Raw genomic sequence first — 19363 nt, forward strand, 5'->3', positions numbered from 1 at the left:
GGAGATCACTACTGGACGTGAATTATGGTGGGCGGCTTCCCCTCACGAACGAAGCGAGATGAACAACTGTGCGTGAAGAAGCCGTTCAGGACATGCCTCCGCCCTCTGCGGAGGGTGTAGTGAGCACATCGTCACCGGACGCGGGGGACGTCGGCTACAGCAAGGACCTGAAGTCCCGGCACATCAACATGATCGCGATCGGCGGCGCGATCGGCACCGGCCTCTTCCTCGGCGCGGGCGGCCGCCTCGCCTCCGCCGGCCCCGCCCTGGCGCTGGCCTACGCGGTCTGCGGCCTCTTCGCCTTCTTCGTCGTCCGGGCCCTCGGCGAACTGGTCCTGCACCGGCCGTCCTCGGGCTCCTTCGTCTCCTACGCCCGTGAGTTCCTGGGCGAGAAGGGCGCGTACACCGCCGGCTGGATGTACGTCGTGAACTGGACGACCACCGGCATCGCCGACATCACGGCCGTCGCGCTCTACGTCCACTACTGGAGCATGTTCACCGACATCCCGCAGTGGCTGCTGGCCCTGATCGCGCTGGCCGTGGTGCTCGGCGTGAACCTGATCTCCGTGAAGATCTTCGGCGAGATGGAGTTCTGGTTCTCGATCATCAAGGTCGCCGCGCTCGTCGCCTTCATGGCGATCGGGGTGTTCCTGCTGGTCACCCAGCACCCTGTGGACGGACAGACCCCCGGCCTCCACGTCATCTCCGACAACGGCGGCTTCTTCCCGGCCGGGCTGCTGCCCGTCGTCGTGGTCCTCCAGGGCGTCGTCTTCGCCTACGCGGCCGTCGAGTTGATCGGTGTCACCGCGGGTGAGACCGCCGAGCCGCACAAGGTCGTACCGCGCGCGGTGAACTCCATCATGTGGCGCGTCCTGGTCTTCTACGTCGGCTCCGTCGTCCTGCTCGCACTGCTCATCCCGTACGACGGCTACACAGCTTCTGAGAGCCCCTTCGTCACCGTACTGTCCAAGATCGGTGTGCCGGCGGCCGGCGACGTGATGAACCTCGTCGTGCTCACCGCGGCCATGTCCAGCCTCAACTCCGGGCTCTACTCCACCGGCCGCATCCTGCGCTCCATGGCGATGGCCGGCTCCGCGCCGAAGTGGACCGGGCTCATGAACCGGAACCAGGTGCCGTACGGCGGGATCATCCTCACCGCCGGTGTCTGTGTGCTCGGCGTCGGGCTGAACTACGTCGTGCCGGGCAAGGCGTTCGAGATCGTCCTGAACATCGCCGCGCTCGGGGTGCTCAGCACCTGGGCGATCATCATGCTCTGTCACCTGGTCTTCGTCCGGCGGGCACGCGAGGGGCGCGTGCAGCGTCCCTCGTACCAGCTGCCGGGATCGCCGTACGTCGAACTGGTCACCCTTGTCTTCCTGGCCGGTGTCGTCGTACTGATGTGGGCCGACGGGGACGTCGGCCGCCGCACGGTCATGCTCATCCCGCTCATCGCCGCCGCGCTGGTCGCGGGCTGGTACGGAGTGCGCGGCCGGGTCCGCGCCGAAGCCTCGGCGGCGGGTCTCGGTACGCGAGATCACATTGACTCCGAGTAACCCTCTTGGGAAGGGTTGGGTGCGTGAACCATCTATCCACGCCCCTTCCCGTACCCCCCAGTGACCGGAGCGTGCGGTGCGCGGGGTACTGACCGGATTCGCCGTCATCGCGGTCGTCATCGGTGTCGGCTATCTGATCGGCCGGCGCCGCTATCTCGGTGACAACGGGCGTGAGGTACTCACCAAACTCGCCTTCCATGTGGCCACCCCGGCGCTGCTGTTCACCACACTCGCGCGGGCGGATCTGTCGGTGGTCCTCTCCAGCCGACTGCTGATCACGGCGCTCAGCACGGCGGCCGCCGCCGGAATATTCGTGGCGGTCGCCGTGGTCCGCCGCTGGAGCGTGGGGACCACCACGATCGGGGCGTTGTGCTCCAGTTACGTCAACTCCGGGAACCTCGGAATCCCGATCGCCGTGTACGTCCTGGGCGACGCGTCACTGGTGGCTCCGGTCCTGCTGTTCCAGCAGATAGTGGTCACGCCCATCGCCCTGACCGTGCTCGACCTGTCGGGGCCGGGCGAGAAGCGTCCGGTGTGGCAGCGCGTCGTCACACCGCTGCGCAACCCGGTCGCGGCCAGTTCCCTGTGCGGTGTCGCGGTGGCGGCCACGGGCTGGACGGTGCCGGGACCCGTTCTGGAGCCGCTGGTCCTGATCGGGAACATGTCGGTCCCCGCCGTACTGCTGGCCTTCGGCATATCTCTGCACGGCAGCGCCCTGCCGGGCCGTGGCCCCGACCGCCACCCCGTTCTGCTCTCCGCCGCCCTGAAGTCGGTGGGCCAGCCCGCCGTGGCCTGGATGCTGGGCGTCTGGGTCTTCGCTCTTCACGGCGCGGCCCTGCTCGACGTCGTCGTCACCTCGGCCCTGCCCGCCGCCCAGAACCTCTATACGTACGCCTCGCGTTACCGGGTCGCCGAGCGCCTCGCGCGGGAGTCGGTCCTGCTGTCCACGATGTTGTGCGTACCGGGACTGGTGGCGGTGGCGGCGCTGCTCGGCTGAGGCCGCAGGGCGGGGGAGGGGGGGCGACACTCACGCCCCCGCACCGCCGGTGTGGCCGAGCCCCGGTCAGATGGGGGCGCCGGGCGGGATACGCGGCTCCTGGCCGAGGCGCCCCGCCGAGTCGTCGCCGGCCAGGAACGCGCCGATGGTCCGGGCCGCCTCGCGCTCCGGAACCTCTCCCTCGCGCAGCTCTTCGGCCAGCCGCCCGAGCCGTCCGCCGATCGCCACCCGTACGGCGCCGTGCAGGCGATCGCTCCTGAGCACGTCCAGTGTGGCGCGGAGCACCACCCAGCCCGCGGTCTCCCGCACGGCCTCCGCGGCCACGACATCGGCCGGTACGGGATCGCTCCGGCGCCATACCGTGGTCAGCAGCGCGTCCACCACGGCGCCGGGAGCCGGTACGGAGGGATCCACCGCGTGCTGCCAGCCCAGCCGGTTGAGCCGGGCCGGATCGAGCAGCTCCCGCGTCACGAGCGCCGCCGTCGCCTCCACCGCGGCGAAGGGATCGAAGACGTGCCCGGCCCGGGTGTCGAAGTACTCGGAGGTCCGCCCGTAACGGATGGCCGGTGGGGTGAGCGCGTCCAGGACATGCGTGGGCAGGGCGAGGTGTTCGGCGCGCAGCAGCTCCGACAGCCGCGCCAGCGCCCGGTGCTGGGCCGCCGCCTCGACGGGCACCGTGCCGGTGCCGTCCTCTCCGGCGAGCCCGTACGCGTACCGTGCACCGCCGATCAGCCGGGCGACGGCGGTCAGTTGGGAACGGTGGTAGAGCTGGAGCAGCACCGCGCGCCGCTCCAGTTCCCCGGTCTGCCGGCCGGGCGGGAGTACCGCGCGCGAGAAGCCCTTGAGCGCTGTGCGCCGGACGGCCAGTGCCTCGTCCAGCGCGGCGAACGCGTCCGGCACGGGCGAGACCCAGACGACGGCGTCCGCGTGCGCCGCCCCGGGATCGCGCGCGTCCTCGTCGGTGACGTAGAGGAGCCCCTGTCCGGCGGCCTCGCTCCGCAGGCGCGCCAGCGCGGCCTCCTCGTCCTCGCCCGGGAAGCGGCCGTAGGCGTGGGCGACCAGGAAGTGGTCCCAGGGGCCGAGCCCTCGGGCGTAGGCGTCCGAGGAGTCGATGCCGCCGCCCGGTGCGACGCGGACACGGGGATGCGGATAGTCCATCACCGAGGGACGCGGATGATGCGTACTGGCGAAGTTGTGCATGAAACCGAGCGCGTGACCGATCTCGTGGGCCGCCAGCTGCCGCATCCTGCTCAGCACCAGGTCCTCGACGGCGGCCAGGCGCTCCCGCTCGTCCGCCTTGCCGTAGGGGGCGTGCAGTGCCTCGGCGAGCGCGGTGATCTGTTCGACGCGCTGCGAGCCGAGCCGTACCCGTCCGCAGACGATCTCCCCGGTGCGGGGGTCGGTGAGCCCCTGGCCGTGCGACCAGCCACGGCCGTCACGGTGCACCCACCGTACGGAGTTGACGCCGAGGTCATTGTCGTCGAGGCCTTCGGGGGCCACCTCGACGCGGTACGCCCCGGGGAACCCGGCCCGCTCGAAGGCGTCCTGCCACCAGTTGCCGCCCTCGACGACGGCGGTGCGCACGGGTTCGGGGACGGCGGGGTCGACGTAGAAGACGATCGGTTCGCGTACGGGCCCGGCCGGGGCGGCGGGATCGACGGGTTCGAGCCGGAAGCGGGGCTGGAACCTCACCGCGGTGCCGGTGCTCGTCCCGTTGCCGTGGTCGTCGTGGCCGATGCCGTATCCGCCGGAGGCGGGATGGTAGCGGCGCGCGGGCAGCGGAGGGTCGGGCAGCGGGACGAGATGGAGCTGCTGGACCACGGTGAGCGCGTGCGGTGCGGGCACCACGGCCCGGAGCGCCGGGCCGGGGGAGGCGCCGCGCAGGGTGAGCAGCGCGGGCAGCCGGGTGCCGCCGGGGCCGGTCCGCGCCTCCTCCACCAGCGGGAAGCTCGCGGCCGGGTCGACCTCGTACGCGCCCTGTTCCCGCTCCCGCAGATCTTCCGCCGCACCGTGGAAGTCGGTGAGGGCCAGGCCGGACGCGTCGACGATCACGGCGCCGTCGCGCTCGCCCAGCACCGGGGCACTCCACACCACCGACACGGCGAACGACTCCGCGCCCGCGCGGACGGCCGCGGCGTCGCCGGTGGCCAGGTGGTGCTTGTTGCGCAGAACCAGCAGGACCCGCCCCGAGATCCGCCGGAACTCGGCGACCTTGACCTTTCCCGCCTTGCCCCGGTCGAGCCCGAGAACGCTGGAACCCGCTCCGTGCGACAGGGCGGCCATGAGGAGGAAGGGCTCACCGAACCGCCTGATGCCGAGCAGGAGCCGGTGGCCGGCGGGGGCCGTGTCCGTACCCGACCGGTCCGGACCCTGTCCGTCCGTACCCGGCTCTTGCGAACCCGTACGCGAACCGTCCCCAGGTGTGTCCGTACACAGTTCGAGAAAGTCCGGGGTCGCGTCGGGCATCCGTGCCGGGGACTGGTCGCTCACGCCGGACTCGCTTCTCTCTGGGATCGTAAACCGGAGAAGCAGATGGTACGTCCAGGGCAGAGGTGCCCGGACGGGCGGTGTTCTCCGCTGTTCGCGGCGTTCCTCAGCCGTCGGCGGGCTCGGCGGGAATCTCGTACGCGAGGCGGAAACGCTCGCCCGGCACGACGAGGTCCGCGGTCTCCAGGGGCCGTTCCTCCGCGTAGTAGGTGCGCTCGATGGCGGCGACGGGTGCGCCGGGCGTCAGATCGAGCGCGTCCGCCTCCTCGCGGGTCGCGGTGCGCGCCGTGACGGTCTCGGTCGAGCGGGTGATGCGGAAGCCGATGTACGACATACGGGCCACGACACTGCTGCCCGCCATGGGACCGGCGCCGGGGAGCGACACGGGGGTGCCTCCGGTGATGCCGAGCGGCTCCCAGCTGACACAGAGCATGGCGGGCCTGCCGTCCCGGGAGATCAGGTACTCGCTGCGGATCACCGGCTCGGCGGCGGGCACCGCGAGCCGCCGGGCGATTTCCTCCGGTGCCTCCCCGGTGGTGGAACGGGGAGTTCCGCGGACCGAACGGCCGTCGTCATCCGGGACATCCCGGCCGCCGCCCGTCACCGCGAGCCGGCCCTGGAGGCGTTCGTGGGTCCATGACCGGGCCATGGTCCGGGACGAGGGCCGCTCCCGTACGGACACGCCGAGCCCCACCTGGCCCTTGACCAGCCCCTCAGCGGCGAGGGCGCGGGTCGCCGCGGCGGCGACGTTCATCCCGACGCCATAGCTCCGGGCGAGTTCGGCGCGCGAAGGGAGGAGGTCGCCCGGGGTGAACTCGCCCTGCTCGATACGCCGCCGGAGGTCGTCCGCCACCGCCCGATACGCCGCGACCGCCATCACATGTCTCACCTTCTGGACAACGTCTCGGTCCGTGAGAAATTTTCCGCGAGGCCGGAGCCCGCCGGAACTCGTGGGGGAGTACCCGGAACGGATCTTCCGGATGGCTTGCCGGGCACCTGATGCAACAGGTGAGCCCGGCAATCCGCTTTCCCGCGCAGTCTGCCACCACCGCACCGGAGGTTGTTGCATCAGGGGCCCGCCGACGCAGGCCCCTGATGCCACGTCGCGGACCCCGTGAGCAGCCCTTTTGCGGGAGAAGAAGCCTTTGCGCGAGGCCGCCGCACAGGGCTAGCTTTCACTTCCGGCAGGCGGGAACCGGTGTCTTGCCTGCCGGACGCGGCGGCCACGCGGCGACGAGCGGCGACGACGCGACGACCACGGTGAACATGGCGACCGACAGGCCATGCGGGGAGGAGGACCGGCGATGGGCGAGAGCACGCGACAGCGCGCCGGGCTGAGCGAGCACACGGCGCAGGCCCGCCGCGTCCTGCTCACACCGGCCCACCCGGGGCTTCTCACCGCCGAACTGCGGATCGCGGCCGCGGTCCGCGCCGCGGAGCGGACGGGGCAGCCCCGGCTCGCCGCGCGGTACCGGGCCCTGGGCGCCGACGCGGCGAGCGCGGGCGGCGTGACCACGGAAGACGCCGTGACCACGGAGCACGCCGTGACCACGGAGCACGCCGTGACCACGGAGCACGCCGTGACCACGGAGCACGCCGTGACCACGGAGCACGCCGAGACCACGGAGCACGCCGAGACCACGGAAGACAGCGTGGTCACGGAGGACGCCGTGGCCACGTACGCGGCACCCGCACCGGCCGCCGAAGCCGTGGCACCGGCTTCCCGAGCCGTGACGCCGACACCCGCGCTGACCGCCGCCGTTCTCGACTTCACCGACCGCGTCACCCTCGCCCCCGGCCGGACCGGCCCGGACATCCTGCGCGACCTGACCGCGCAGGGCCTGGACGCACCGGCCGTCGTCGCCCTCGCGCAGATCTGCGCCTTCGTCTCGTACGAGGCCCGCGTCGTCTCCGGGCTCGACCTGCTGGCCGGCGGCCCGGCGGCCGAGACCCCGCAGGAGCCCGCTCCGCTTCCCGCCGCACCGCTGGCACCGGAGGCGGACGGCTTCACCCTGGACCAGCTGAACTGGCACCCGAGGATCCCGGCCGTCGACGCCGACGCGCTCACCGCCGAGCAGCAGTCCGTCATCGACGCGCACGCCACTCTGTCGACGGCGTCCGCGTACTACCGCACGCTCCTGCACGACCCGGCAGCGCTCGACCACAGGACGCACATCTACAACGCCGTCATGTACGGCCGGGGCGGACTGCCGAGGGCCGAGCGCGAACTGGCCACCCTGCTGGTCTCCCGGGCCAACGGCTGCGTCTACTGCGCCTCCGTGCACGCCCGGAAGTACGCGCAGCTGTCCCGTGACGAAGCGGCCGCCCTGAGCGTCCTGCGCGAGGGAGGCGAAGCGTTCGCCGAGGACGCGCGCGCCGACGCCCCGCGCGGCCGGGCCATCGCCCGCTTCGCTCAGGCCCAGACCCACACCCCGCCCAGGGGTGGCGCCGACGACATCGACGCGCTCCGCGCGGCCGGGCTGGACGACGCCGAACTCACGGATCTGGTGCACGCCGTCGCCCTCTTCGGCTGGGCCAACCGTCTGATGCTGACCCTCGGCGACGCACGCTCCGTGCGGCAGCCGGACGCCGGAATTCCGCGCGACGACGCACGGGAGTCCTGTAGCAGGACGTCGGGCCGGGCCCCACGGACAGGCGACGCGTAGCCGTCCCCGTGGTCTCCGGCCCGACGTCGCCCCGTGCCTGTGCTCCCCCCGATCCCGTCCGACCGGAGACCGTCATGCCTTCCCCGCGCCCCATCCTCACCTCCGCCGCCGTACTGACCGCCACCGCCCTGCTGGCGACGGCCTGCTCCTCCACCGCCACCTCGCCGTCCGGCTCCTCGGGCGACGCGGGCGGCAAGCAGACCGTCACCTTCATGGGGTTCTACGGCACCTTCCAGGACGCCTTCACCAAAACGGTGATCAAGCCCTTCGAGAAGGCGAACCCGGACATCACGGTCAAGTACGTGCCCATCCAGAACTCCTCCGAGGTGCTGGCCAAGCTGCGCGCGAGCAAGTCCCGCCCCGTCGCCGACGTCGCCCTGATGGACAGCTCCGTGGCGCCGACGGCCAACAAGGAGGAACTGTTCGCCCCGCTCGACGCGTCGAAGGTGCCCAACCTCGCGCATCTCGTCGACACCGCGAAGAGCAGGACGGGCCACGGCCCCGCCGTCACGTTCGACAGCCTCTCGATCCTCTACAACTCCGAGAACGTCAAGAAGGCGCCGACCAGTTGGAACGACCTCTGGAACGCGCGGTACAAGGGCAAGCTGGCGATGCCCGTCGCGGACACCCGTGGCGTCGCCCTGATCATCGCCCTGGAGAAGATCCTCCACGGCGACTACAAGAAGGACATCGACCCGGCGATCGCCAAGCTCAAGCAGCTGTCGCCGTCCGTCCAGACCTGGCAGCCCTCGCCCGATGTCTACACCGCGATCCAGTCGGGCGACGCGGATGTCGCCGTCGGCTGGAACGCCCGCGGCCAGTACTACAAGAACACGTCGGACGGAGTCGTACGGCCCGTCCTCCCCAAGGAGGGCACGGTCACCCAGGTCAACACCATCAACCTGGTCAACAACTCCCAGCACACCGCCGCCGCGCAGAAGTTCATCGACTACGCGATCGGCGCGCAGGCGCAGAAGGCGTTCGACGACGAGGCGTACTACGCGCCCGTCAACAAGGACGTCCGGCTCGCCCCCGACACCAAGAACCGCACCACGGCCTCCGACGAGCAGCAGAAGCACCAGATCCCCGTCGACTGGAACTGGCTCACCACCCGCTACATGGCCTGGGTCGACCGCATCAAGCAGGAGGTCATCGGTGGCTGACACGTCGGTACGCGACACAGCGAAGGACGGCTCGGTGAAGGACGGCCCGGTGAAGAACGGCCCGGTGAGGAACGGCCCGGCGGCGGACGGCACGGCGCCCCGGGACGGTGGCCCCGGGCACCTGGTGCTCGACGGACTCGCCAAGGTGTACCCCGGCAAGGACGGCGCCGCCGTGCGCGGCGTCGACCTCGCCGTGGAACGCGGCCGGATGCTCGCCGTCCTCGGCCCCTCGGGCTGCGGCAAGTCGACCACGCTGCGCATGATCGCCGGCCTCGTCGCGCCCTCGTCGGGGCGCGTACGGGTCGACGGCCACGACATCACGGACGCGCCGCCGCACCGCCGCGACATGGGTGTGGTCTTCCAGTCGTACGCGCTCTTCCCGCACCTGGACGTGGCCCGCAACATCGCGTTCGGGCTGGAGATGCGGAAGATCCCCAAGGCGGACGTCAAGCGCCGGGTGGACGACGCGCTGAGCCTGGTACGCCTCGGCCACCTCGCGGGCCGCCGGATCGGCCGGCTCTCCGGCGGACAGCAGCAGCGCGTCGCGCTCGCCCGCGCGCTCGTCGTGGAACCGGCCGTGCTCCTCCTCGACGAACCGCTGTCGAACCTGGACGCGCAACTGCGCTCCGCGATGCGCGACGAGATCTGCCGGATCCAGCGCGAGACGGGCGTCACCACCGTCTTCGTCACCCACGACCAGCAGGAAGCGCTGTCCATGGCCGACGGCGTCGCCGTCATGAACCAGGGCCGGATCGAGCAGGTGGGCACCCCCGAGGACATCTACGAGCGTCCGGCGCGCCCCTTCGTCGCGCGGTTCGTGGGCCGCGCCAACCTGCTCGACGGCACGGCAGGGGCCCACGACGGGGACCGGACCCTGGTCGAACTGCCCGGTCTCGGAAGGGTTTCCGCCGCCGGGGACGGCGTGGATCAGGGCCGTACGGCCACGGTGATGCTGCGTCCGCACCGCATCGCCCTCGCTCCCGCGACACCCGGCAGCGGCGGGGGAGCACGGGGCACCGTACTGTCCGCGGGGTACGCGGGCGAGACGGTGGCCTACCGGGTGCGCGTCGGCGACGAAGGCCCCGTGCTGGACGTCGAACGCCCCACCGGCACACAGGAGTCGTTCGGTCCGGGCGCCCGGGTTCAGCTCTCCTGGGACCCGGAGGCACCCCGGCTGGTGTCCGCCGGTTCCGCCTCCGATTCCAGCTCCGATTCCGCCGGGGAGAGCCCGTCATGACGGCGGAGCCCGTACCCGAGAAGGCTCCCTCCGTACCGGCGAAGACCGACCAGGTGTCACCACGTCGGCGCGGGGACGCCCGCCTGGCACTGGCACTCCTGGTGCCCGGACTGCTGGCGCTGCTGCTGACGTACGCGCTGCCGCTGGTCTGGGTCCTGCGCATGTCGCTCAACGAGTCGGGCGAGGGCGGCACCATCCTCCAGACCGTCTCGCTCGGCACCTTCGCCGACGTGCTCGCCAGCGCCCACTACTGGAACGTCATCGGCCAGACGCTCGAACTCGGCGTCCTCGTCACCTTCTTCACCCTCCTCGTCTCGTACCCGGTGGCCCTGTTCCTGTCCCGTACCACCAGCCGGTGGCGCAGCCTGCTCGTCGCGCTCGCCGTCGCTCCGCTGCTGATCTCCTCCGTCGCGCGCACCTTCGGCTGGATGGCGATCCTCGGCACCCAGGGGGTCATCAACAAGACGCTGGACAGCGCCGGACTGATCGACAGCCCGCTGCACCTGGCCAACAACCTCACCGGTGTCGTCATCGCCTCGACAGAGATCTACATGCCCTTCGCCATCCTCGCGATGATCAGCGGATTCGGGCGGCTCGATCCGGCGCTGGAGCACGCGGCCGCGTCGCTGGGCGCGCCCCGCCGTACGGTGTTCCGCCGGGTCGTCCTGCCGCTCACCCTGCCCGGTGTGCTCACCGCCGCCCTGCTGGTGTTCGTCCTCAGCCTCAGCGGCTATGTCACCCCCCGGCTCATCGGCGGCGGCCGTGTCTTCGTCCTGGCCACCGAGATCTACGACCAGGCCATCACCGCACTCGACTGGCCGGTGGCGGCGGTGCTCTCGGTGCTGCTGCTCGCCGTGTTCGGTGTGGTCATCGCCCTCTATCTGTGGGCCCAGCGGGTTCTCGAAGCCCGCTTCACCGGACCGCGGGAGGCACGATCATGAACACGCCCCGCCGGACCCGGGCCGTGTGGGCCGTCGTCCTCACCGTCCTGTACCTGTTCCTGCTCGCCCCCATCCTCATCGTGCTCGTGGAGTCCTTCGACACCTCGACCTATCTGCGCTTCCCGCCCGAGGGCTTCAGCCTCGACGCCTACCGGCAGGTCTTCGCCAACGACGCCTTCCGCGAGGGATTCCGGGTCAGCGGCATCACGGCCGCGGCGACCGCGCTGCTGGCCGTCGTGACCGGCGTACCGGCCGCGCTCGCGCTGACCAGACTGCGATTCCGGGGCCGGAGCGCCCTCGAAGCGGTCTTCCTCTCGCCCCTCCTGGTACCGCACATCGTGCTCGGGCTCGCGCTGCTGCTGATCCTGGCGCCGATCCCGCTCACCGACACCTACTGGGGCCTGATCCTGGCCCACCTGGGGGTGACCGTGCCCTATGTCGTACGGACGGTCTCCGCCTCCCTGGTGTCCGCCGACCCACGGGCCGAGGAGGCCGCCCGGACGCTCGGCGCGAGCGGGTTCACGACCTTCCGGCGGATCACACTGCCGACCATCAGACCCGGTCTCTTCTCCGGCGGCATCATCGCCTTCCTGCTGTCCTTCGACGAGACCGTGATCTCGCTGTTCGTCTCCGGGCAGAACACCGTGCCGCTGCCGGTGGCCGTGCTCCAGTACGTCGAGTACCGCAGCGATCCGTCCGTGGCCTCGCTCTCGGTCCTCCTGGTGCTCCTGTCCGTCGTCGTCGTCATCCTCGTCGAACGCGGCCTCGGCCTGCGCCGCAGCCTGCGTTCCGGCTGACCTCGCGTTGCGGCTGATTCCAGTCCCCGCCACCCCCTCCGCCCCACCCGTTCCAAGGAGAACCACCGTGTCCGTCACCCCGGCGCAGCCCCTCGACCCCACCGCCCTGCACCGCGACAACGTCGTCTTCAACGGGCTCGACTGCACCCCGCTTTCCTGGGCGGACGAGACGTACCTCGGCAAGCTCGCCGTCTCCGGAGTCACGGCGATCAACCACGCGGTCTCCATCTCGCAGGACTACGACGCGGCGGCCGCCGGAATCGTCGGCTGGCAGCGGCGCCTGGCCCAGACCGGTGGCAGGGTCTTCCAGGCCTACGGACTGGCGGACGTCGCCCGTGCCAAGGCGAGCGGCAGCGTGGCGTGGTTCGCCGGATTCGAGGACAGCAAGCCGGTGGGGGAGGACCTGTGGCGGCTGGAGACGTTGTACCAACTGGGCCTGCGCTTCATGGGGTTGACCTACCAGAACCGCAACTACGCCGGTGACGGCAGCGGCGAGAGCGCCAACGGCGGCCTGAGCCGCTTCGGCCGTTCCCTCGTCAGGGAGTGCAACCGGCTGGGCGTCGCCCTCGACCTGTCGCACACCGGCGAGCGCTCCACCCTGGAGACCATCGAGGTCTCCGAGAAGCCGGTCCTCGTGACCCACGCGGGCCTCACCCACTTCGTCGACAGCCCGCGCAACAAGAGCGATGAGGTGGTACGCGAACTGGCCGCGCGCGGCGGTGTGTTCGGCCTGGCCGCCAAGTCCGGGTTCCTCACCCCCAACGGCCTCACCCGCCGTCCGGGCGCCGAGGTCTTCGCCGACAACATCGACTACCTGGTCGAACTGGTCGGCATCGACCACGTCATCGTCGGCACGGACGTCGGCGACGAGCGCAAGTACTCCCGCGAGGGCATGGCGCGCGTGCGCCGTCTCTACCCGGAGATCCCCATCGTCGGTGAGGACCTCGACCTCGACCGCATCCACCCCGAGGGCCTCGGCACCCCCGCCGACCTGCCCCTCATCACCGAGCTGCTGGTCGGCCGCGGCTACACCGCCGAGGACATCGGCAAGGTCCTCGGCGGCAACATGCACCGGGTCCTGGCGGACATCTGGGACGCGGGAGAGTGAGCCCGCACCCGGTGACGGACGCCATGAGCACGCCCGCGGTGACCATCGCTGTCGTCGGTGCCGGGCCGCGCGGTACGGCCGTACTGGAACGGCTCACGGCGAACCTCGGCCCCGAAGGGCCCTGGGCGGGCATCCCGGCCGAACTGCACCTCGTGGATCCGCACCCGCCCGGCGCCGGCCGGGTCTGGGATCCCGGTCAGCCGGAGCACCTGCTCATGAACACCCTCGCCGGGCACGCCACCGCCTTCCCCGACGACACCGTACGGATGGCGGGCCCGGCGACCACCGGCCCCGCCTTCATGGAGTGGGCGCGCGACAACGCGCCCGGCCTCGCGCCGTGGCAGCATCCGCCCCGTGCGCTGATGGGCCGCTACCTGGCCTGGTCCCACGAGCGGATCATCCGGACCGCCGCCCCGGGCGTCCGGATCGTCCGGCATCCGACACGCGCCGTCGCGCTGGAGAAGGCCCCCGACGGCCGGCTGAGGCTGTGTCTCGCCGACGGGACCGCCCTGCCGGCCGACGCGGTGGTCCTCGCCACCGGCCACACCGACCAGCGGCCGACGCCCGACGGGCGTCAACTCACCGAGGCGGCGGGCCGGTACGGGCTCAGGCACCTTCCCCCGGGCCAGGCCCACGAAGCCGGGCTCGATTCCCTGCCCCCGGGCGAGCCCGTTCTGGTGCGGGGCCTCGCGCTCAACTTCTTCGACCAGCTGGCACTGCTCACCGCCGGACGCGGCGGCCGCTTCGAGCCGGACGGCCGGGACGGCCGCCTGCGGTACCTGCGCTCCGGCCGTGAGCCGAAGATCCTCGCCGGATCCGGCCGGGGCGTGCCCTACCTGGCGCGGCACCAGGCGCCGGGCCGTATGCCGGCCGGCCACCGGCTCCGCTTCTTCGACGAGGCGGCGGTCCAGCGGCTGACCGCCCGGGAGCCGGGCACGGTCGGATTCATGGCCGAGGTGTGGCCACTGATCGCGAAGGAGGCCGGCGCGGCCTGGTACGGGAGGCTCCTCGCCGTACGCCCCGACGCCGTACGGCTGCCCGCCGACACGTTCCTGGCGCGGTACGCGGCGGCCGAGCACGGATCGGACGAGTGGGCGGAACTGCTCGCGCAGGGCCCGGCCGACCGCTTCGATCCGCTTGCCCTCGACCGGCCCCTGGAGGGCCGGGTGTTCGCCGACCGGGCGGATCTCGGAACGTGGATACGGGCCCGGCTGCGCGCCGACCTGGCGGCGGCCCGCGCGCCGGAGCGGGACCCGCTGGGGGCCGCCGCAGCCGCGGTCGCCGCGGTGAAGGGGCAGGTACGGCGTGTCGTCGCCGCGGGGGTGCTGACCGGGCCCTCGTACCGCGAACTGTCCTGGTTCCGGTCCTTCGGGGCCCACGTCGCCAGCGGCCCGCCCGCGAGCAGGATCGCCGAGCTGATCGCCCTGCACGAGGCGGGCGTCGTCGAGTTCGTGGGCGCGCGGCCGACGGTCACCGTCGACACGGAAGCGGGCCGCTTCGTCGCCGACTCCCCGACCACGGAAGGACCTCCGGCGACGGCACGGGCGCTGCTCGACGCCTGGCTGCCGGGCGCCGATCTCGCCACGACCGCCGACCCCTTGCTGCGCGCACTGGTCACCTCGGGCCTGGCCCGCCCGCACACGGCGGGCTCGGGAGACGGCGTCACGGCGACGGGCGCCCTGGATGTGTCCCCCACCGGTCTCCGGGTGCGCGACGCCACCGGAGAACCCCATCCGCACCTGTTCGCGGTCGGCATCCCGATCGAGGGCGTGCAGTGGAACACGGCGATCGGAGCGCGGACGCGCGCCGACGCGGAGATGTTCCGGCAGGCCGACACGATCGCCCGCTCGGCCCTGAAGGCGGCCGCCGACCGGCCGTGACCGGGCGCGAGCGTCAGCAGTCCTGGTCCCGGTCCCGGTCCTTCCGGCCCTCGTGGAGCGCCCCCGAGCCCTCGGCCGGTGCCGGGGGCCAGGCCCCGGGGGTCAGTACGCCCGTCACATAGGCGTGCGCCACCAGCGCCGCCCTGTTGGGCACGTCCCAGCGCCGGCACAGCCGTGCCACGTGGTAGTTGACCCCGTCCACGGTCAGTCCGACCGCCTTGGCGGTCCGCGCCGTCGTGGAGCCGCTTGCCACCAGGGTGAGTATCCGCAGCTCCATGCCGCTCACCTCCTCCGCGGGGACGGGAGACGTTCGCGGCTCGCCGTGTTCCCCGCGTACACGCAGGAGCAGCAGCAGTACGGGGACGGCCTGCGGCCCCTCACCGAGCAGGTCGATCGTCGCCTCGCCGTAGCGCTCGACGCCTCCGGCGGCGGACCAGGACACCGCGACGGGGTACCGGGACCTGCGGCCGTGCCGGACGGCTTCGGCGATCGGGCGGAGCTGGGTGACCCCCGAGGGGCGGAGGAGATCCAGCGCGTTCCGCCCTCTGAGATGCGCGGGGAGTTCGCCCCATTCCGCGGCCAGTGCCGGGTTGGCCATCAGGATGAGCCCGTCCTTGTCGCAGAGAGCGACCGGCACCGGAAGGCGGTCGAACAGCAGGAAGGCCCGGTTGCGCCAGGCGACCGCGTCGCCGTCCCAGTGCTCCGGCAGCGGGCGCCCGCCCGGTACCGAGTGTCCGCCCGTCTCCGGGAACCCGCCTGTTTCCCAGTGTGCGCACGGTTCCGGAGACTCGCCGGTCTCCGAGTGTCCGCCCGGCTCCGGAGGCCCGCCCGGTACCGAGTATCCGCCCGTCTGTGGCGTCCGTGGATCCATGGGGTGCTCCTGTCCGCAGCGTGCTCCGCCCGCCCATCGCACACCGGGGCCTTCGCGGCAAGACCGACACATGGGCGAGCACTACATCATTATGTAGGAACAGCGTGATCCGCCCACCCCCTGCGGGGCGAGGGTTGAAGGCAGCCACCGACGCCTCCCCGGCGCCGACCGGTCGGCCCGCCACGCCTGCCCCCCCACGCCTCTGCCGGCCCCCGCCACCTCAGCTCAGCGGAAGGTGATCCCGCACATGACCGAGACCCTGCTCCCGTCGCAGCCCGGAACCGACGGCCCGAACGCCGCAACCGGAGACGGCGCCGCGCCCGTCGTCGACATCTCGGACACCGATCCGGCCGACGCGCCCATCCTCCAGCACATGGAGCTGATCCGGCGGCACGGTCCGCTCGTCGTGCAGCGCAGGTACGGCCGCGACCTCGTCCTCGTGGGCGGCCTCGATCTGGCCACGGAACTCGCCGACGAGGGGCGGTTCAGCAAGTTCGTCGGCCCCGCGCTGCAGAACGTACGGGAGTTCGTCGCCGACGGCCTGTTCACGGCGTACAACGACGAGCCCAACTGGGCCAAGGCGCACGACATCCTCATGCCCGCGTTCTCCCTCGGCTCGATGCGCACCTACCACCCGGTGATGCTGAAGGTCGCCCGTCGGGTGATCGATTCCTGGGACCGCGGCGCCGCCCGGTCCCGCCCCGTCGACGTGGCCGACGACATGACACGGATGACGCTGGACACCATCGGCCTGACCGGGTTCGGTTTCGACTTCGGCTCGTTCGAACAGGACGGGACGCATCCCTTCGTCGCCGCCATGGTGCGCTGCCTGAACTGGTCCATGACCCGGCTCGTCCGCCCGCCCGGGGCGGACGACACCGAGCGGGACCAGGCGTTCCGCGCCGACGCCGACTACCTCGCGTCGGTGGTCGACGAGGTCATCGCCGCGCGTACCGCCGCCGACGGCGCCCCGGCGCAGGACACGCGGAGCGGACCCGGCGCGGGGAACGCGCCGGGCGCCACGGACCTGCTGGGGCTCATGCTCACCGCGAAGCACCCGTCCGACGGCTCCACGCTGGACCTGGAGAACGTCCGCAACCAGGTCATCACCTTCCTGATCGCCGGCCACGAGACGACGTCCGGCGCGTTGTCCTTCGCTCTTTACCACCTGGTCAAGAACCCGGCCGTACTGCGCCTGGTCCAGCGCGAGGTGGACGAACTGTGGGGTGACACCGCCGATGCCGAGCCCACGTACGAGGACGTCGGCCGCCTGACCTACACCCGGCAGGTGCTCAACGAGGCGCTGCGGCTGTGGCCGACCGCCCCCAGTTTCCAGCGGCAGGCGCGCCAGGACACCCTCCTGGGCGGCCGCTTCCCGCTGCGCGCCGGACAGGGCGTCCTCGTCGTCACCGCCAGCCTGCACCGCGATCCGGCCTGGGGCGACAATCCGGAGCTGTTCGACCCCTCCCGCTTCGCCCCCGAGGCCGAGGCGGCCCGCTCCCCGCATGCGTACAAGCCGTTCGGGACCGGCGAACGCGCCTGCATCGGACGGCAGTTCGCCCTGCACGAGGCGACCATGCTGCTCGGCATGCTCGCCCACCGGTACCGGCTGATCGACCAGGACGACTACCGGCTGAGGGTGAAGCAGACCCTCACCATCAAGCCCGAGGGCTTCACCCTCACCCCCGTACCGCGCACCGCCGCCGACCGTGCCGCGAACCGGGCCGCCCTGCCCGTCGGCTCCACGGCGAACGTCGGCTCCACGGCGCACGCCGCCGACGACACGGCCCGTGCCGACGACGCGCGGCTGCCCGCCCGGGTCCGGCAGGACACCGGACTGCTGCTCCTGCACGGTTCCAACTACGGCACCTGCCGTGACTTCGCCGGGCAACTCGCCGACCTCGGCGCTGACCTCGGCTGCGACACAGGCGTCGCGCCCCTCGACGCGTACGCCGCCGCCCTGCCCACCGACCGGCCCGTCGTCATCGTCGCCGCCTCCTATAATGGCCGCCCCACCGACGACGCGGCGGCCTTCGTCGACTGGCTGGAGAACGCCGGACCCGGCTCCGCCGAGGGCGTCACCTACGCCGTGCTCGGCGTCGGCGACCGCAACTGGGCCGCCACCTACCAGCGCGTCCCCACCCTGATCGACGACCGGCTCGCCGCCCTCGGCGCGACACGTCTCATGGAGCGCGCCGCCGCCGACGCCTCCGGCGACCTCGCCGCCACCGTCAGCGCCTTCACCGCCTCCCTGCGCACCGCGCTCCTGGAAAGCCACGGCGACCCCGACGCCACCACCGCCGCCGCCGCCGCGACGGCCGAATCCGGGCCCGCCTACACCGTCACCGAGATCACCGGAAAGCCTCTCGACGCGATGGCCGCCCGCCACGGCATGGTCCCGATGACCGTGACGCAGACAGCCGTCCTCACCGACCCGGCCCACCCGCGGGCCAAGCGCCTGGTACGTCTCGCCCTGCCCGACGGGACGACGTACCGCACCGCGGACCACCTCACCGTGCTCCCCGCCAACGCGCCCGGCCTCGTCGCACGCGCCGCCGGCCTGCTGGGCGCCGACCCCGACACCGTACTGAACATCGTCGCCGACCGCCCCCGGCGCAACGGACTCGCCGTCGACCGGCCGCTGACCGTACGCGAACTCCTCAGCCGGTACGTCGAGTTGCAGGATCGCCCGACCGCCGCCCAGCTGACCGTGCTGGCCGAACTCAACCCGTGCCCGCCCGAGCGGGACGCGTTGCGCGCGCTCGCCGACGACCCGGACGCGTACGCCGCCGACCACCGCACCCTGCTCGACCTCATGGAGGACCACCCCGCCCTGCGCGAGACCCTCACCTGGCCCGTCCTGCTGGACCTGTTGCCGCCACTGCGGCCCCGGCACTACTCCGTCTCCTCGTCCCCGGAGACCAGCCCGCACCACGCCGACCTCATGGTCTCCCTGCTGTCCGCGCCCGCCCGTTCGGGGCGCGGCGACTTCCGGGGCACCGGCTCCGGCCATCTCAGCTCCGTACGCCCCGGGGACACGGTCCTCGCGCGCGTGCAGCCGTGCCGTGAGGCGTTCCGTATCACCCATGACACCGCAACCCCCGTCGTCATGATCGCTGCGGGCACCGGCCTCGCCCCCTTCCGGGGCGCCATCGCCGACCGCCGCGCGCTCACCGCGAGCGGTATCCAACTGCCCACGGCTCTCTGCTACTTCGGCTGCGACGCGCCGGCCGCCGACTACCTGTACGCCGAAGAACTGGGCGAGGCCGAGCGGGCCGGAGCGGTCAGCATGCGCCCCGTCTTCAGCCACGCCCCGGTCGACGGCCTGCGGTACGTCCAGCACCGTATCGCCGCCGAGTCGGGTGAAGTGTGGGAGCTGCTGGAAGCGGGCGCCCGGGTCCATGTCTGCGGCGACGGCGCCCGCATGGCACCCGGTGTCCGGGACGCCTTCCGGGAGCTCTACGTACGGAACACCCCCGACGCCGACGAGGCGGCGGCCGAGAGCTGGCTCCAGGAACTCATGGCACGGGGACGGTACGTCGAGGACGTCTACGCGGGCTGACCCCCGTCGCGGCCGGATCAGCATGTGTTTTACAGATAAACCATCGATTCCGCGTACTCGTCGTTGATTCCTCTACACAAAAAGCGTCAAAGCGCGCAAAC

Annotated in this window: 13 protein-coding genes; 10 read left to right on the top strand and 3 right to left on the bottom strand. The window is 72.0% G+C overall.

Annotation, left to right across the window (positions count from 1 at the left end):
- Positions 1 to 92 precede the first annotated feature (92 nt).
- Positions 93 to 1553: an amino acid permease gene (locus ACIOJD_RS15090; RefSeq protein ID WP_401912905.1), complete on the top strand. Its 1461-nt coding sequence runs from the start codon at positions 93 to 95 to the stop codon at positions 1551 to 1553.
- Between the two features lie 76 nt (positions 1554 to 1629).
- Positions 1630 to 2550 (top strand): AEC family transporter, encoded by a 921-nt coding sequence (locus tag ACIOJD_RS15095; RefSeq protein ID WP_401912908.1) that lies wholly within the window; start codon positions 1630 to 1632, stop codon positions 2548 to 2550.
- A 66-nt stretch (positions 2551 to 2616) separates the two neighbouring features.
- Here ACIOJD_RS15095 and ACIOJD_RS15100 read toward each other — a convergent pair whose 3' ends face one another.
- Both ACIOJD_RS15100 and ACIOJD_RS15105 read right to left on the bottom strand, forming a co-directional pair.
- Positions 2617 to 5040 carry a zinc-dependent metalloprotease gene (locus ACIOJD_RS15100; RefSeq protein ID WP_401912910.1) on the bottom strand — a complete coding sequence of 808 codons (2424 nt, stop codon included), beginning with the start codon at positions 5038 to 5040 and terminating at the stop codon, positions 2617 to 2619.
- Positions 5041 to 5143: 103 nt separating this feature from the next.
- Positions 5144 to 5914: a GntR family transcriptional regulator gene (locus tag ACIOJD_RS15105; RefSeq protein ID WP_401912913.1), complete on the bottom strand. Its 771-nt coding sequence runs from the start codon at positions 5912 to 5914 to the stop codon at positions 5144 to 5146.
- Between the two features lie 427 nt (positions 5915 to 6341).
- Between ACIOJD_RS15105 and ACIOJD_RS15110 the strand changes: the two genes are divergently transcribed.
- The 7 genes from ACIOJD_RS15110 to ACIOJD_RS15140 all read left to right on the top strand — a co-directional run bounded on the left by ACIOJD_RS15110 (position 6342) and on the right by ACIOJD_RS15140 (position 14829).
- Entirely contained in the window at positions 6342 to 7703 is a 1362-nt protein-coding gene (locus ACIOJD_RS15110; protein ID WP_401912916.1) for a peroxidase-related enzyme, read from the top strand.
- A 74-nt stretch (positions 7704 to 7777) separates the two neighbouring features.
- On the top strand, positions 7778 to 8866 hold the full coding sequence (locus tag ACIOJD_RS15115; RefSeq protein WP_401912919.1) for an ABC transporter substrate-binding protein: 1089 nt from the start codon (positions 7778 to 7780) through the stop codon (positions 8864 to 8866).
- On the top strand, positions 8859 to 10103 hold the full coding sequence (locus ACIOJD_RS15120) for an ABC transporter ATP-binding protein (protein WP_401912922.1): 1245 nt from the start codon (positions 8859 to 8861) through the stop codon (positions 10101 to 10103). Before ACIOJD_RS15115 ends, ACIOJD_RS15120 begins: the two co-directional genes overlap by 8 nt.
- Positions 10100 to 11044 carry an ABC transporter permease gene (locus tag ACIOJD_RS15125; protein WP_401912924.1) on the top strand — a complete coding sequence of 315 codons (945 nt, stop codon included), beginning with the start codon at positions 10100 to 10102 and terminating at the stop codon, positions 11042 to 11044. The genes ACIOJD_RS15120 and ACIOJD_RS15125 overlap by 4 nt, the downstream gene beginning before the upstream one ends.
- Positions 11041 to 11841 (top strand): ABC transporter permease, encoded by an 801-nt coding sequence (locus ACIOJD_RS15130; RefSeq protein WP_401912927.1) that lies wholly within the window; start codon positions 11041 to 11043, stop codon positions 11839 to 11841. Before ACIOJD_RS15125 ends, ACIOJD_RS15130 begins: the two co-directional genes overlap by 4 nt.
- A 67-nt stretch (positions 11842 to 11908) precedes the next feature.
- Positions 11909 to 12949 carry a dipeptidase gene (locus ACIOJD_RS15135; protein WP_401912929.1) on the top strand — a complete coding sequence of 347 codons (1041 nt, stop codon included), beginning with the start codon at positions 11909 to 11911 and terminating at the stop codon, positions 12947 to 12949.
- A gap of 23 nt (positions 12950 to 12972) precedes the next feature.
- Positions 12973 to 14829, top strand: coding sequence for an FAD/NAD(P)-binding protein (locus ACIOJD_RS15140; protein WP_401912931.1), 1857 nt, complete (start codon positions 12973 to 12975; stop codon positions 14827 to 14829).
- Between the two features lie 13 nt (positions 14830 to 14842).
- Here ACIOJD_RS15140 and ACIOJD_RS15145 read toward each other — a convergent pair whose 3' ends face one another.
- Positions 14843 to 15700 carry a helix-turn-helix transcriptional regulator gene (locus tag ACIOJD_RS15145; RefSeq protein ID WP_401912934.1) on the bottom strand — a complete coding sequence of 286 codons (858 nt, stop codon included), beginning with the start codon at positions 15698 to 15700 and terminating at the stop codon, positions 14843 to 14845.
- 247 nt (positions 15701 to 15947) lie between these two features.
- Here ACIOJD_RS15145 and ACIOJD_RS15150 point away from each other — a divergent pair, with 247 nt between their 5' ends.
- Positions 15948 to 19262: a cytochrome P450 gene (locus tag ACIOJD_RS15150; RefSeq protein ID WP_401912937.1), complete on the top strand. Its 3315-nt coding sequence runs from the start codon at positions 15948 to 15950 to the stop codon at positions 19260 to 19262.
- The last annotated feature ends 101 nt before the right edge of the window (positions 19263 to 19363 follow it).

The organism is Streptomyces sp. NPDC088116 (genome assembly GCF_044741745.1).
Lineage (GTDB): Bacteria > Actinomycetota > Actinomycetes > Streptomycetales > Streptomycetaceae > Streptomyces.